Source organism: Corynebacterium tuingiense, from assembly GCF_046718165.1.
In the GTDB taxonomy this organism is placed as follows: domain Bacteria; phylum Actinomycetota; class Actinomycetes; order Mycobacteriales; family Mycobacteriaceae; genus Corynebacterium.
Window position 1 is genome coordinate 1,896,696 of record NZ_CP177101.1, and the last position, 13,688, is coordinate 1,910,383.

The window sequence follows — 13,688 nt, forward strand, 5'->3', positions numbered from 1 at the left end:
TTTATTCCTGCCCTTCTTCCTCGTTTATCTCGACCGCATAAAAGGAAGGACGACCGATGGCTTCGGTGGTAAAGCCCTCCACATAGGGCTGGAAGCCATAAACTTGTGGTTCCTCAAAGAGCGGCAGAATATAGGCCTGCTCCGAAAGGTAATCCTGCATCCGGCCGCTCATTTCGAGGCGTTCTTTTTCGCTCTTTAAGGAGAAATACTCCTCCACCATGTCCTGCAGCTTGGGGTCACCGAAGGAATCGGTTGCTTCGTCATAATTGAGGAAGGAGTTGCGACCTTTGCCATTGATCCAGGTGGCCAAGGTATCCACGTTGGCGCGCCCAACCATGGAATGGCGCACCTGTACGGAATCCTGGTCCTTCATGGCTTTATCCTGTGCAGTCCGGTCTCCCGGATAGAGGTTTGCTTCAACCCCGATGTTTTTCAGCATCTCTTGGACCTTGGTAAACATCTCACGCGAACGAGGCTGCGGAACGGATTCATTAAACGTCAGAGAAAGCCGCTCGCCATCTTTCACGCGAATGCCATCCTCGCCTGGAATCCAGCCGGCTTCATCGAGTAGGCGTCGGGATTTATCCGGGTCAAAGGCATAATTTTCGGATTGATCCTTAAAGCCTACGGCGGTGCGAGCGAGGATGGACGAACCCTTCGAATAAGAATCCGAATACAAAGTGCTCAGGATATTATCACGATCGATGGCGTGAATCAGTGCTTGGCGTACGCGCTTATCAGCAAGCAGCGGGTGCCGGAAGTGGAAGTGGTAGCTATTATTCACACCCCGGGTTGGGGCAGCCAGGACCTGAAGGTTCTTATCTTTCAAGTGCTTCTCATCGGGGGCTTCGATCTGACGGGCGATATCGGATTGATGAGCCACGAGGGACCCCACGCGCACGGAATCTTCGGCCGCCAGCACCACATTGATGCCCTCAATTTCCGCAGGGCCTGGTGGTCTTTCCGGGCGGGAGGCGCCCAGTCATAGTCCTTGCGCGCCTTTAGCACCAGCTTGGTGCCCATATCCTCTTCCTCAATAACAAAGGGCCCCGAACCAGAAATATCGGTTGCGTGGCCAGGTGAAAAGCCCGTGTCATCCAAGTCCAAGGTGTCATTAGACAACAGGGCCTGGTTCATTACGGACGTGGATTGCGGGAAACCTGGGGACGGCTCGCTGAAGTAAAACTTCACCGTGTAGTCATCAATGACCTCGGATTTCACGTAATTAGGAAGCTGCTCCGACGGGGTCAGCATGCGGGAATCATCACCCCTGGCATACAGGTCATAATTCTTTTTCACGTTTGCTGCATCCAGCATGGAACCATCGGAATAGGTCACGCCTTTGCGAATGTGGAACGTAAATTCCGTGTCATCCGCATTGGTATCAGGCAGGTCCTCCGCAATCCATGGGTGAAGCTCCAAGGTTTCTGGGTCCTGCCAGAGGAGGCGGTCCGCGATGTTATTGAGCACGCCGCCGTTGGGATAATAGCCGCCCGCCGGTGGATAGAGGTTATTGAACATATTCGGCTCGGCATAGGTCACCATGCCATTTTCGGCCGCGTGGGTAGTATTCGCGCACGAACTTAGCGTTAGAACGAGCGCGGTACTAGCAACCACCGCGGCGAGAGGCTTTAAAAGCCGATGTAGAGACTTCATAAGGGAGGTCAATTCCTTAAAGGTTGAAGTTGGACCAGCCAATTAGAACACACCGTCGCCACAAACACAAGACCGCATGGTCTACCCTCTATCCAGCACTCATTGTGGTTTACTAATTTTACGACAGACATCTTGGTCTATTCATCTAAAACAAGGGAGTCCAATAAAACTGTCCAGGAGGGCGGTGTGGCACGATAGGAGTTATGGCTACTCCTGCAATCGCGATCGTCGGCATGGGCCCGCGTGGCATCTCCATCTTGGAACGCCTCACCGCCCGCATGGATGATTCCAGCTCCCCCGTCACCGTTCACCTCATCGACGAGGCCCAGCACGGCGCCGGCCGCGTCTGGGAAACTGACCAAACCAAGACCCTGTGCATGAATACGCGCGCGGGCGCCGTCACGCTTTTTACCGAGCCCGGCGCGACGGTGAACGCCCCGGTGCTCGAGGGGCCGACGCAATACGAGTGGATCCAGCTGCTGCGCGGCGAGGGTAATAAGGTAGCTCCTGCCAAGCGCGAGCTTTTTGCCCAGCACCCTCCGGCCCCGCATGTTGCCACTGAGTACCGCGCGGAGCTGGCCGCTACCCGCCCGGAGTCCAACCCCACGCGCGCTTTATACGGCGAGTACCTGCGCTGGGCCTATGACGTGGTGGTAGCCCGCTTGCCCGAGAGTATTTCTACGGTGAGCCACCACCACCGCGTGGAGACCATCACCACGGATGGCTCAGCCGATATCCTGCACCTAGACGATGGCTCGCAGGTGCACGCCGATGCCACGGTCCTAGCCTATGGCTGGATGGCGCCGCGCTTTAATGATGAGGAGCAGCGCTTGGCGGAATCCGGGCTGCGCTGGATCGCACCGGGCAACCCCGTGGAACAAGACTATGGCGCCATTCCCGCCGGTGAAGACGTGTTGGTGCGGGGGCTGGGCATGGGCTTTTATGACATCATGGCGCTAACCACCATCGAACGCGGTGGCAAATTCGTCGAGGATGCCACCACTCGCTCTGGCCTGCGCTACGAAGCGAGCGGGAAGGAACCACACTTCATCGTCGCCTCCGGCCGCGGTTATCCCTTCCACCCCAAGTCCGAGTACAACGAGCTGCCGCCCACGATGCCGCGGCGGCGGTTGCATGGGGTCATCGGGAAGCTCCAGGGCGCCGAGGACATCGACTTTGACGCCCAGGTTTGGCCCGCCATCGCACGCGATAGCTACGAGGCGTATATAACCGCGCTGGAACGGGTGGATCCGGCGGCGCTGCTTCGCCCGCGGGAAGAGATCCTCGCGGTCATCGATGCCACCGCGCCGGATGACCTCGGCGCCGCCCTTGCTCCACTGGTCACCCAGCCGTGGGATATGACCGAGCTGTTGTACCAAGTTGCTGGTTTTACCGGCGATATTTCGGCGCTCACCGTCCACATTGCGGATTCCCTGGCGGACGACATCCAGGAGGCTGCAGCCGGCCACGATTCACCCATGAAGGCCGCGCTGTGGTCGCTGTCCCAGTCGCGCAAGCCCGCCTCCATACTCGGCGCGGAAGGCCGCTATACCCGCGAGTCCCGCACGGGGCGCTACGCGCAGTTCATGTCCTTTGGGCAGATGGTGGGCTCGGGCCCTCCGCTTTTCCGCGTGCGCCAATTGCTTGCGCTTGTCGATGCCCACCTGGTCCACTTCCTCGGCGATCACCCCACCCTCGCGATCGAGTCAGACCATTTCACCCTGACTTCTGGCCCGCGTTCGGCATCGGCGCCCACGCTTGTCGATGCCTTTATGCACAAGCCCGATATCCGCGTAGCCGGCGATCCGCTCACCCGCGGATTGGCCGAGAATGGGCGGGTGCGCCCGTTTGCCGATCACGGGCAGGACACCGGTTCCCCCGAAACCGATGGTGCAACTCGGCGCACCGTACATCCTGACGGCGGCCTAGATGAACACCTGCATATCGTGGGGATTCCCACCTATGCGCAGTGGCCGGATACAACAATTTCCCCCATGCCGGGAACGGATCCGCTCATGCTGCAGGAAACCGATAAGACCGCTGGTTCCCTCTTAAAGGTTGCCGGCGGCCAGTAAGTTCGCGGTTGCGCTGTGAGCGCGATTTAGAGAGCGTCGAGCGCCTGCTGTAGATCTGCCAGCAGGTCATCGATGTCCTCGATGCCGATGGAGATGCGCACCATGTCTTCCGGCGGCACCAGTTCCGATCCTTCGGCCGAAACGTGGGTCATGTTCTGCGGGTGCTCGATAAGCGATTCCACCCCACCCAGCGATTCCGCCAGGCAGATAAGGCGCGTATTCAAACAAATCTGCTTGGCGTGCTCTGGGTCATGGAAGCGCACGGACATCATGCCGCCGAACCCGCGCATCTGCTGCGCCGCCAGTTCGTGGCCAGGGTGCTCTGCCAATCCCGGGTAGCGCACCTGTTTGACCTCTGGGCGGGCCTGTAAGAATTCCGCCACCTTTTGCGCATTGGCGCAGTGGCGGTCCATGCGCACGCCGAGGGTCTTAATACCACGCGCGGTCAGGTAGGCATCGAAGGGCGAGGCGACCGCGCCCACGTTGCCCTGGAAGTACAGCAGCTGCTCATCCACCTCGGGGTCATTGGTAACTACGGCGCCACCGAGGACATCGGAATGCCCACCCAAGTACTTCGTAGTGGAGTGCAGAACGTGGTCCGCGCCGAGTGCGAGCGGGTTCTGCAGGTACGGCGTGGCGAAGGTATTATCCACCAGCACCTGCGCATTGCCCTTGACCTTGGCCACCGCCGCAATATCGGTGATATTCAGCGCCGGATTGGTCGGGGTTTCCAGCCAGATGAGCTTGGTATTGTCCTTTACCGCAGCGGCGACGGCATCGACATCGCAGGTATTGATAATGGACATCTCCACGCCCCACTCCGTGAAATCATTAAGCAGGCGGTAGGAACCGCCGTAGGAGTCATTGCCCAAGATGACGTGGTCACCGGGGCGCACCAAGATGCGCACCATCGTATCGGCGGCTGCCATACCAGTGGCAAAGACGCGCGCGTAATCCGCGCCCTCCAGCGCGGCCAAGGTCTTTTCGAGGGAGCGAACCGTCGGGTTGGCCACGCGCCCGTATTCGAAGCCGCCGCGCAGCTGCGCGAGGCCATCCTGGGCGAACGTAGTCGAGGCGTAGATCGGCACGTTGATGGATCCCATGTGCGGATCCGGGTGATATCCAGCGTGAATGGATCGGGATGAAAATCCTTTTGCCAAGTTATGCGCGCTGTGTTCAGTCATGCCTCCCAATCGTAGACTAAGCGGTTCATCCACACCGGCCATTCGGCAATTTATATTCGGTTCCACGCGCGCTGCGAATTCTGCGCTGTCAGTGAGATTTCAGGATTCTTCTCTAGAATGGGTGCGGTTAGCTTGTGTCCACGATCAAGAAAGAATGATGAGTACGAACTTATTTACCATGGCTCAGGGCGCTGCAGAGAAAAAAGACGATGCAGTCGAGTCCGTATCGAGCTTCTGGAACGACGAGAACGTTCAGCTTTGGCTTATCGAACGGCCTATTCGCATCGGCCTCATTATCATTTTGGCCTTCATTGCGCACTGGGCGCTGCGCCACCTCATCAACCGGCTGGCGAAAAACAGCATTAAGGCTTCCACCCTCAAAAAGCCCAGCCGCAGCCGCAGCAGGTCTGGACAGGACGGTCAACCGGATGACACCCTGCGAGAAACCAGGGAGGCGCGCCGCGCCTCGCGCATTAAGACCCTCGCCGGCGTAGGGCGCTCGGCGGTCGCCATCGTGGTCTGGGTTTCTGCCGGCATTGCCATCCTGGACGAGTTGGAAGTCAACGTCGCCCCGCTGATCGCCTCAGCCGGTGTTATCGGTGTCGCCCTCGGCTTCGGTGCACAGGAACTGGTCCGAGACTTCCTCTCCGGTATTTTCATGCTCATTGAGGATCAATACGGCATTGGCGATGTCATTGACCTGGGCAACGGCGTCTTCGGTGACGTCGAGTCCATTTCCCTGCGCATTACCACCGTCCGCGATATCGACGGTGCCCTGTGGTACGTCCGCAACGGCGAAATCCTGCAGGTGGCTAACCACTCCGATGAGTACTCCGTTGCCCGCATCCAAATCCCTGTCGGGCTATCCAATGACCCAGAGGTTGCCGGCGAGGTCATCGACAAGGCCGTCAAGGATGCCGTCAAGGACGAAAAGATCCGCAAGATGGTGCTCAGCACCCCGCGCATCGACGGCATGTCCAAGTTCGAGCCGGACTATGTCTCCTTCCGCGTGTCCACCAAGACGCTGCCGGGCCGCCAGTGGGACGTCCAGCGCTTTGTCCAGTCCCGCGTCCTCAATGTCATGCACGCAGAGGGCATTACCACCCCGTATCCACACGGCATCGGCATTGCCAATCCGCACAAGGGAGACGATGCCTAAATGAATTCCGTCTATGAAGCCATCGGTGGCACCCCTACCTTTGAACGCCTCGTACATGGCTTTTATGACCAAGTCAAAGAAGACGACGTAATTGGCCCCATGTACCCGGATCAGGATTGGGAAGGCGCGGAACAGCGCCTTACCTGGTTCCTGATTCAGTACTGGGGCGGTCCCCAACACTTCTCCGAAAACCGCGGCCACCCGCGCCTGCGCATGCGGCACGCAACCTTCCCCATCGATATGGAAGCCCACGATCGCTGGCTCGAGCTGATGGGAAAATCCCTCGATAGCATCGAGGAAGACACCATCCCGCCGGCATATCGCACCATGATTTGGGACCACATGCAGCGCGTCGCCGCCATGCTCATCAATAGAGCTCCTTAACTTTTCAACTTTTTGTAGCGCTGCCTGTGCAAGGCGTTACAAGCTGCACGAAGAGGCCCGCGCACTTCCACATTAGGTAAGTGCGCGGGCCTCTTTTACTGTGCGCTAGCGCCGGGTTAGTACTGCCGGATGCTTAGTCTTTCCAGTCGAAAGCCTGGCGTACCGGCTCAGATACCAGCTTGCCCCCGCGGGTCATCACGCCGGAGCGAAAACCTGGGAAGCGCTCGATCGCGGCATCCAGGTTGTCGTTGGCCACCGCGCGGACATACGGCAGCGTCGCCGAGGCCAAGGCGCGGGCCGAAGTATTGGCCACCGCACCGGGCATATTGGCCACGCAGTAGAAGAGGGTGTCGTGCACCTTGAAGGTCGGTTCGTCATGGGAGGTCTTGCGCGAGTTCTCGAAGCAGCCGCCCTGGTCGATGGCGACATCGACAAGCACCGCACCCTCCTTCATCTTCTTCACGGTCTCCTCGCGCACCAGCTTCGGTGCCGCAGCGCCTGGAATCAGGACGGCGCCAATGACGAGATCGGCCTCCTCCAGCTCCTTATCCAGAGTGGATGGGTCAGAGATCAGGGTACGCACGCCGCCGGCGTACTGGTCATCAAAGCGCTGCAGGACGTGTGGATCCACGTCCAGGACCGAGACTTCTGCGCGCAGACCGTGCGCCATGGCCACGGCGGACGCACCTACCTGGCCGCCGCCGATGACCACCACGCGCGCAGGCTGGGTGCCCGGGATGCCAGAAACCAAGAGGCCGCGGCCGCCCTGGGTGGACAAAAGGTGGTGCGAGCCCTCGATGACGGCCAAGCGCCCGGCAACCTGGGACATGGGGGTCAAAAGCGGCAGGGTGCCGCGGCGGTCCGTAACGGTTTCATAGGCAATCGAGGTCGTCTTCGATTCCGTCAGCGCCTCCATCAGCGGGCGATCCGCTGCCAAGTGCAGGTAAGTAAAGACGGTGAGATCCGAGCGCAGGTACTGGTACTCGGACTCGAGCGGCTCCTTTACCTTCAGCAGTAGCTCGGCCTTCGCCCACGTCTCGTCCGCAGAATCGACGATGGTGGCCCCTGCCTCTACGTACTCCTCATCGGGGAAGGACGCGCCTACGCCTGCGCCCGATTCGATGAAAAGCTCGTGCCCATCAGTAACCAAGGTCCGCACCTCGGTTGGGGTGAGGGCAACGCGGCTTTCATTATTCATGATTTCTTTGGGTACAGAAATGCGCACGGAGGTTCTCCTTCATGTGTTGGTTACAGAGGCGAAAATTTACTTCTCGCTGTCAGGTTAACGCAGAATGAGAAGGAGAATATAAGTTTGTGCGTATTTCACGAACGGGGGTGGCAGCTAAGATCCCGCTTTCCCAGATACCGCAGTGTATAGGGTTAAAAAGGCGCACAGCGGGAATTCCCACCACCCCCGACTATTGGGTTATAGGTATTACAACCTGTTTGTTTTAGGCGGTGAGATCCCAGATTCGGGGAGTAATTACAGCACGGATAGCCGCGTGGAACGGTAAATGCTGCCGAACGGTGCATCAAGGCGCACCCACCGGCCAAGGCTCGATACTCGCAGGTGTCGCGGAATATCCATGGAGGCAGAAAACCCCGGGATTAGGCCCAGGTTGGTGCAGGCGAAGATCATCCGCATCGGAATTTCCACCGTTTGGCCGTTGCCCTCAACCGTGACCACGGTCTGATTAAGCAAGCTAGGTGGCGGGCCCATGGGCCCAGAAAACTCCCGGGCCAGCTTCTGCCCTTGGTCCGAGAGTTCGCGAACTACCGTCACCGGCAGGGTATCCACCACGCTGAAGCCGGTCGCCGGGGGCAATGCGCCCGGCCACGACGCATCGCGGGATGGGCCGAGTTCCATAACGCCGGTGCCATCGTTTTTCGCGAGCTGTTGCTCCAGCGTCTCGGCGGACACCACTGCCCCATCGCGAGAGACTATCCCCTGAACGCGACGGGAGGCGACGACCTCGAAGGGGGTGGTGACGAAGGCGTCAACGACGTCATCGGCAAGCTGGCGCAGACGCACCGACGCATTCGCGTCTACCCCAACTGCGCGCGCAAGAAGGGCCCGTAAGCCAGGTCCTCCGCTGCGAACTTCAAGCGACTCGGTGACCATGGCTAACGGGCCCTACCTTTCTTCATGTGCCTAACGCGCCACTTAGGAGGCGCTCATCTGCAGAATATCCTTTTCCTCATCCGTCAGCGGGCGCGGGGTGTGCTTCTTCTTATCAATGACAACCTGCACACAGTTCACCGTGGCCGCTACCTCCCCAGCAGCGGTCTTGACCTGCTGGGACGTGGTAAAGGATGACGAACCAATCTGGGAAACGGAGGTTTCCACGATGACGTGGGCATTGCCCTCAAAGGGAATCGGCCGCATATAGTCCACGTCGAGATGACGCACCAAGGCCATGAAATCGATGCCCTTGGCATAGATATTCTCCTTGGCAAAGGCCAAGCGCGCCTCCTGGGCAACCTCAATATAATTGGCGTTCATCATGTGGCCGTACATATCGAAATCGCCCCAACGGGTGGGCACTTGGTGGGTATGCGCGTTATCGGTCGCCATCATTCTCCTCAGGGATTATCGGGTGAGCTTGCGGTGAGTTACGCGAGAAGGACGGGCGGCGTCTTCTCCCAGACGCTCCACCTTGTTCTTCTCATAGTCACCAAAGTTACCCTCAAACCAGAACCATTGCCCCTCGGCAACGTTGCCTTCCCACGCCAGAATGTGGGTACAGGTGCGGTCCAAGAACCAGCGGTCGTGGGAAATAACAACGGCACAGCCAGGGAACTTCTCCAAGGCGTTTTCTAGCGAACCCAGGGTTTCGACGTCCAAGTCGTTGGTTGGCTCGTCAAGAAGGATAAGGTTGCCGCCCTCTTTCAAGGTCAGCGCCAAGTTCAGGCGGTTGCGCTCACCACCGGAGAGCACCTTCGACGGCTTTTGCTGATCCGGGCCCTTGAATCCGAACGCGGACAGGTATGCGCGCGATGGCATCTCGTTTTGGCCAACGTGAATATAATCCAGCCCGCCGGAGACGACCTCCCACACGGTAGCTTCTGGGTCGATATTCTCGCGGTTCTGGTCCACGTAGGACAGCTTGACGGTCTCGCCGACCTCAACGGAGCCATCATCCGGCTCTTCCAAACCAACGATGGTCTTAAACAGCGTGGTCTTACCCACACCGTTCGGACCAATGACGCCGACGATGCCGTTGCGCGGCAGGGTGAAAGACAAGTCCTTGATCAGGGTGCGATCGTCGAAGCCCTTGACTAGGTTCTTTGCCTCGACGACTTTGTTGCCCAAGCGCGGCGGCGTTGGAATCTGGATTTCCTCGAAGTCCAGCTTCTTGTACTTCTCCGCCTCGGCAGCCATCTCTTCGTAGCGCTCCAAACGCGCCTTGTTCTTGGCCTGGCGAGCCTTGGCACCGGAGCGCACCCATTCCAGCTCGTCCTTCAAGCGCTTGCGCAGCTTGGCGTCCTTCTTGCCTGCTACCTGGAGGCGCTCTTGCTTCTTGTCCAGGTAGGTGGAGTAGTTACCCTCGTACGGGTACAGCTTGCCGCGGTCCACCTCGCAGATCCAACCCGCGACGTGGTCCAGGAAGTAGCGGTCGTGGGTGACGGCTAGGACGGCACCTGGGTAATCTGCCAAGTGCTTTTCCAGCCACTCCACGGACTCGGCGTCCAAGTGGTTGGTGGGCTCGTCCAAAAGCAGCAGGTCCGGCTCCGTCAACAGGAGTTTGGCCAAGGCCACGCGGCGGCGCTCACCACCGGAGAGGTTGGTCACCGGGGCATCGGAAGGCGGGCAGCGCAATGCCTCCATCGCCTGCTCGATCTTAGAATCAACCTCCCATGCATCGGCTGCATCCAAGTCTTCTTGCAGCTTGCCCATTTCTGCCATGAGCTCATCGCTGTAATTGGTCGCCATTTCTTCGGCGATTTCCTCGAAGCGCTGCTTCTTTTCGAAAATATCGCCGAGGCCCTCCTCGACGTTGCCGCGCACGGTCTTTTCTTCATTCAGCGGCGGCTCCTGCTGCAGGATGCCCACGGTAGCGCCCGGGTCGAGGAATGCCTCACCATTGGAGGGCTGATCCAAGCCGGCCATGATCTTCAGAATGGAGGACTTACCGGCACCATTGGGGCCGACCACACCAATCTTGGCGCCCGGGTAGAACGCCATCGTGACATCATCAAGGATGACCTTATCGCCAATTGCCTTGCGCACGTTTTTCATCGTGTAGATGAATTCGCCCACTTTTACCCCTTTGCAAAAATTTGGGAGACGTATTGATCTACACAAACACTACATCAGAATGCGTGCCTAGGTGCCTCGGGTCGGGCGAACCCGAGGCGGATGGCTGGCGCTATGCATGCACGGTTTCGGCGGTCTCCTCCTCTTGCGTTGTCACTTCCTCGCCCTCTGGGGCTGCCACACTATTTCCCGCTTGGATGCGGTCTGCAGCGGTATCGGCGGAGGTATCGCCCGGCGCGGAGTTATCCACGTCTGGCTCTACCTCATTATCGCCAAGCTCCGGGATGGCGATGTTTTCCTGGTTATACTGCGGTGCCAAGCGTTTTGCGCCGATGACGTGGCGGTTCAGATCTAGGCCCACATACTGTGCCTTGATAAAGGTGCGGTAATGATCCTTGCCCTCATCATCGCGCCACTGATCGGAGACAATCGAACCGCAGACGAGCAGCGGCATGCCCTTGGCCAAGGATTTCTTGACGTTGATGGCAAATTGGTTCCACATTTCCACGTCAATAAAGAGGTGGTCTACATCGCGCCATTGCTGCTGGCCGCGCTGGTTTTCCGCGTCGGTGCCGGTATCGGCGGGGCGGTCAGGAACGCGCCGTGAGGATGCGATGCGCAGTTTGGTTTTATATGCGCCGGTCGAGGTCTTGGTCAAGATCGGGTCTTGGGTAAGGCGGCCGGTGAGCATCACTGGGTATTGAGACATGGTGCTGAGATTCCTTTACTGGGTTGTGAGTTCGCGAGTGGTATGTCCCTCGCTCGCCTTCACATCCTGCTGCCGCAGCGCAACCCACACCATGCTGTAACCACCGGCACTGTGGATAACTCGTTGTCCCCTTCAACAAAGTGGGGCCAAGATGGTCACCTTCGGGTGGGTTATCCACAAGTGGGCGACTATTTAGTGCCCGCGGAACCCGCTTTCATCGCCGTGGCTCATATCCTCCAGCATCGCGTTATAGCGGGCGAGCTCAGCGTCATCGTCCGCCTCCGCCTGCACGTCGTGGCGCCGCGCGGTCGCGCGGTCATCGCGAAGCCAATCCAAGAAGAGCTTGCCAAAGACAATGACCAAGGGGAATTGGCCAAAGCCCCAGGCGATGCCCCCGCCAACGCGCTGATCCTGCAGCAGGTCATGTTCCCAAGGCAGCTCGAGGTATTGATAGAAGTCGAGGCCAAGCACCGTTTGCAGCTGCATCAGGTACACGCCGGCGAAGAGGTGGAAGGGCATCGACAAGAAAAGCATGCCAAGCCGGAAGGGCGTGGAATGGCGCTTGGGCAGGGGATCTGGGCCAATGACCTCCCAGAAATAGAAGTAGCCGGAAATGAGGAACACGTAGTTCATGATGAGGTGGCCGGCGTGCTCCGAAATGGCGAATTCGTACAGGCTCGGGAAAAGATAGAGCACGTAGAGGAAAAAGAGGTATTGCGCCAAGTTCACGAAGGGATTGGTAATGATCCGCACGAACTTGGATTGGGTCAGCGCCAAGGCATAATCGTGCGGGCTGGGCTGGCCCTTCGAGCCTGGCTCGTAGGCCTCCATGACCAAGGTGACGGGCGCGCCTAGCACCATGAGCAGCGGGATGGTCATGGACAAAATCATGTGCACCAGCATGTGGATGGAATACATGGCAGGCATGTACAGGCCGAGGCCCGTGGACATGACGAGCGTCAGCCCTAAGGAGCCGACCATAAACCACGCTGTGCGCCCCTTGTCCCAACTCAACCCACGCTTGTGCACGCGGTAGACCAAGTAGCCATACGCCGCGGCCAACAGCAGGCCAATCGTGCCAAACATGATGTCAAAGCGGAACATCGTCCAGATATTGAATACCGTGGGCGCCTCATGCAGGTTATAACCCATAAGAATCTGCATGGAGCTCAAATTCGGGTCACGCGGTGGCGGTGGCACGGTGCGCCCCAGAGTGATGGCTACGCCAATCGTGCCCGCCATGACTGCGAGCTCCACGATGGCGATGCGGATAAAGAGCCGCGGGTTTTTATCCAGCTGCGGAATGGTGAGTTCGCGGTGGATAAGCCCCATAATGCCCAGCAGGATGGTGAGCACGAACTTGGTGATCAAAATGATGCCGTAGGGCGATTGCGGCAGGTCCGAAATGTCCATCCGGATGAGCGTGTTGATGAGGCCGGATACCGCCAGCACGACGATGGCCATGAACGCGATGGTGGAATAGCGCTTGACCGCAAAGGCGAGGTTCGGGCCCAAGCGCCGCCCGTGCGCGATAAGCGCCATCAAGCCACCTACCCACAGCATCACAAATACCAGGTGCCACAGCAGCGAGTTCGTGCCGTAATCGTGATCGCCGCCGGTCGCTGAGTGGCCCTCAAGGCCGATGGGGACTACTTGCAGGATCGACAGCAAAAGCAGGACCGGCTGCATGGCCCAGGTGCGGCTAAGGCTGCCAATAATTCCCACGGTAAGGGCGATGAGCACCGCAATCCCCCACACGATAGTGGAAGAAATTTCCGTAAAGGCCATTTTCAGAATGGTCAGGTTAAAGACCTTAAAAAACGGCGTGCCGGTCAGGTCCGACATGATCATCGGGATTTCTACCAGCCCCACGGCCGCAACGCCGAAGGCCGACCACGTACCGGTGCGGGCGGCGATATGGCCGTCGACCGATAACGGTGCCCCGATGAGGGAATCGTTCTCCCCGCGCGGGGCGATAAGAAACGACGAGGCCAAAAAGGACCCCACAGAAAGCGCCATCAATAGCCACGCCAGTCCACGAAACAGCGGCAGGCCAAAGGTGGTAATCCGCCCGGGGTCCGGAATGCCCAAGGCAGCCAAGGAATCCGCCAATAAGAACAAGGAAATGAATCCGGCGAGCAAGCCAGCAAAAAGCATTGCTGCAATAAAAATACCCCAGGAAGGACGGGGTTTTTGCGTTCCAGACTGCGTGCCTTTGACCAGCTTATTGACCATAGCTCGCATTCTATAGGGCCACCCTAAT

The 13,688-nt window shown here is 58.8% G+C and carries 12 protein-coding genes; 3 read left to right on the forward strand and 9 right to left on the reverse strand.

Translation table 11 applies throughout. The annotated features are described in order from the left end of the window. Position 1: 1 nt before the first annotated feature. Together ACLI1T_RS09025 and ACLI1T_RS09030 are read right to left on the reverse strand one after the other, a co-directional pair. Positions 2-925 (reverse strand): ABC transporter substrate-binding protein, encoded by a 924-nt coding sequence (locus tag ACLI1T_RS09025; protein ID WP_411702477.1) that lies wholly within the window; start codon positions 923-925, stop codon positions 2-4. Beyond that, entirely contained in the window at positions 826-1,656 is an 831-nt protein-coding gene (locus tag ACLI1T_RS09030) for an ABC transporter substrate-binding protein (RefSeq protein WP_411702478.1), read from the reverse strand. Before ACLI1T_RS09030 ends, ACLI1T_RS09025 begins: the two co-directional genes overlap by 100 nt. Positions 1,657-1,859: 203 nt before the next feature. Here ACLI1T_RS09030 and ACLI1T_RS09035 point away from each other — a divergent pair, with 203 nt between their 5' ends. After that, positions 1,860-3,731, forward strand: coding sequence for an FAD/NAD(P)-binding protein (locus tag ACLI1T_RS09035; protein WP_411702479.1), 1,872 nt, complete (start codon positions 1,860-1,862; stop codon positions 3,729-3,731). Positions 3,732-3,757: 26 nt separating this feature from the next. Here ACLI1T_RS09035 and ACLI1T_RS09040 read toward each other — a convergent pair whose 3' ends face one another. Continuing rightward, positions 3,758-4,915 (reverse strand): cystathionine gamma-synthase, encoded by a 1,158-nt coding sequence (locus tag ACLI1T_RS09040; protein WP_034658136.1) that lies wholly within the window; start codon positions 4,913-4,915, stop codon positions 3,758-3,760. Positions 4,916-5,069: 154 nt separating this feature from the next. On the opposite strand from ACLI1T_RS09040, the gene ACLI1T_RS09045 reads away from it, so the two are divergent. Beyond that, positions 5,070-6,074: a mechanosensitive ion channel family protein gene (locus tag ACLI1T_RS09045; protein WP_411702480.1), complete on the forward strand. Its 1,005-nt coding sequence runs from the start codon at positions 5,070-5,072 to the stop codon at positions 6,072-6,074. Continuing rightward, on the forward strand, positions 6,075-6,458 hold the full coding sequence (locus tag ACLI1T_RS09050) for a globin (protein ID WP_005277863.1): 384 nt from the start codon (positions 6,075-6,077) through the stop codon (positions 6,456-6,458). Positions 6,459-6,591: 133 nt separating this feature from the next. Here the strand turns inward: ACLI1T_RS09050 and ald are convergent, their stop codons facing one another. The 6 genes from ald to ACLI1T_RS09080 all read right to left on the reverse strand — a co-directional run bounded on the left by ald (position 6,592) and on the right by ACLI1T_RS09080 (position 13,669). Beyond that, the gene (ald, locus tag ACLI1T_RS09055; protein WP_411702481.1) at positions 6,592-7,683 is read right to left on the reverse strand and encodes an alanine dehydrogenase; all 1,092 of its coding nucleotides are present in this window, start codon (positions 7,681-7,683) and stop codon (positions 6,592-6,594) included. Between the two features lie 258 nt (positions 7,684-7,941). After that, complete coding sequence (locus ACLI1T_RS09060; protein ID WP_349863258.1) at positions 7,942-8,580, reverse strand: hypothetical protein; 639 nt, start codon at positions 8,578-8,580, stop codon at positions 7,942-7,944. 42 nt (positions 8,581-8,622) lie between these two features. Next, positions 8,623-9,036 carry an acyl-CoA thioesterase gene (locus ACLI1T_RS09065; RefSeq protein ID WP_034659036.1) on the reverse strand — a complete coding sequence of 138 codons (414 nt, stop codon included), beginning with the start codon at positions 9,034-9,036 and terminating at the stop codon, positions 8,623-8,625. A 12-nt stretch (positions 9,037-9,048) separates the two neighbouring features. Then, positions 9,049-10,719 (reverse strand): energy-dependent translational throttle protein EttA, encoded by a 1,671-nt coding sequence (ettA, locus tag ACLI1T_RS09070; RefSeq protein WP_005277855.1) that lies wholly within the window; start codon positions 10,717-10,719, stop codon positions 9,049-9,051. A 109-nt stretch (positions 10,720-10,828) separates the two neighbouring features. Next, complete coding sequence (locus ACLI1T_RS09075) at positions 10,829-11,425, reverse strand: single-stranded DNA-binding protein (protein ID WP_411702482.1); 597 nt, start codon at positions 11,423-11,425, stop codon at positions 10,829-10,831. Positions 11,426-11,617: 192 nt separating this feature from the next. Beyond that, positions 11,618-13,669: a cytochrome c oxidase assembly protein gene (locus tag ACLI1T_RS09080; RefSeq protein ID WP_411702483.1), complete on the reverse strand. Its 2,052-nt coding sequence runs from the start codon at positions 13,667-13,669 to the stop codon at positions 11,618-11,620. Positions 13,670-13,688 lie beyond the last annotated feature (19 nt).

Coding starts and splice junctions, on each gene's coding strand:
- ACLI1T_RS09030 (WP_411702478.1), bottom strand. CDS start 1,656: ATGAAGTCTCTACATCGGCTTTTAAAGCCTCTCGCCGCGGTGGTTGCT.
- ACLI1T_RS09035 (WP_411702479.1), top strand. CDS start 1,860: ATGGCTACTCCTGCAATCGCGATCGTCGGCATGGGCCCGCGTGGCATC.
- ACLI1T_RS09040 (WP_034658136.1), bottom strand. CDS start 4,915: ATGACTGAACACAGCGCGCATAACTTGGCAAAAGGATTTTCATCCCGA.
- ACLI1T_RS09045 (WP_411702480.1), top strand. CDS start 5,070: ATGATGAGTACGAACTTATTTACCATGGCTCAGGGCGCTGCAGAGAAA.
- ACLI1T_RS09050 (WP_005277863.1), top strand. CDS start 6,075: ATGAATTCCGTCTATGAAGCCATCGGTGGCACCCCTACCTTTGAACGC.
- ACLI1T_RS09060 (WP_349863258.1), bottom strand. CDS start 8,580: ATGGTCACCGAGTCGCTTGAAGTTCGCAGCGGAGGACCTGGCTTACGG.
- ACLI1T_RS09065 (WP_034659036.1), bottom strand. CDS start 9,036: ATGATGGCGACCGATAACGCGCATACCCACCAAGTGCCCACCCGTTGG.
- ACLI1T_RS09075 (WP_411702482.1), bottom strand. CDS start 11,425: ATGTCTCAATACCCAGTGATGCTCACCGGCCGCCTTACCCAAGACCCG.
- ACLI1T_RS09080 (WP_411702483.1), bottom strand. CDS start 13,669: ATGCGAGCTATGGTCAATAAGCTGGTCAAAGGCACGCAGTCTGGAACG.